We start from the raw sequence: 869 nt of genomic DNA, 5'->3' as shown, positions 1-869 counted from the left end.
TTGTTGCCGGAGCCGTCGAAGAGCAGGGGGTTGTCGTTGCGCCAGGAGTCGGTGTCGCGGATGCCCCAGACGGTGATGCCGGTGCAGCGGGCTACGGCGAGGCAGGCTCGGGTGACGGCGGCGTAGATGTTGGCTTGGTTGCTGCCCTGCTGGACGTCGAGTTCGGTGATCTGGACGTCGACGCCGAGGTCGGCGAAGCGTTGGATGTTGGCCTGGTAGGTGGAGTCGAGGGTGGTGCCGAGGTGGGATTGCAGGCCGACGCAGTCGATGGGGACGCCGCGGGCTTTGAAGTCGCGGACCATGTTGTAGATGCCGGTCGATTTCGCGTTGATGCCGTCGGTGTTGTAGTCGTTGTAGCAGAGTTTGGCGGCGGGGTCGGCGGTGCGGGCGGCGCGGAAGGCGGCTTCGATCCAGTCGTTGCCGGTGCGTTGCAGGTTGGAGTCGCGGCGGGCGCCGCTGCCGCCGTCGGCGAAGGCTTCGTTGACGACGTCCCAGGTGTGGATTTTGCCGCGGTAGTGGGTGGCGACCTGGGTGACGTGGTTGATGGCGGCGTTGCGCAGGGCGGTGCCGGTCAGGGTTTGGGCCCAGCCGGGTTGTTGCTGGTGCCAGAGCAGGGCGTGGCCGCGGACTTTGGCGCCCATGGCGGTGCCTTGGTTGAGGATGCGGTCGCCGTTGGTGTAGGTGAACCGGCCTTGGGACGGTTCGGTGGCGTCCCATTTCATTTCGTTCTCGGCGGTGACGGAGTTGAATTCGGTGGTCAGGATGCGGGTGTAGGTGGCGTCGCCCAGCCGGCCGGCGGCGATCGCGGCGCCGAAGTAGCGGCCGGACTGGGCGGCCGATGCGCCCAGGGTGCTCGCGGCCTCGGCCGG

General features: G+C 67.9%; 1 protein-coding gene. It reads right to left on the bottom strand.

Going from position 1 to position 869, the window contains the following annotated elements; genetic code table 11:
- Window positions 1-869, bottom strand: an 869-nt coding sequence (locus KXC43_RS50285) for a glycoside hydrolase family 10 protein (RefSeq protein WP_221383435.1), incomplete at both ends; no start/stop codon positions are given.

It is taken from the genome of Paractinoplanes polyasparticus (genome assembly GCF_019710575.1).
GTDB classification, from domain to species: domain Bacteria; phylum Actinomycetota; class Actinomycetes; order Mycobacteriales; family Micromonosporaceae; genus Actinoplanes; species Actinoplanes polyasparticus.
The sequence above is the reverse complement of the archived record's forward strand: the minus strand, read 5'-3'. Positions and strand labels throughout refer to the sequence as shown.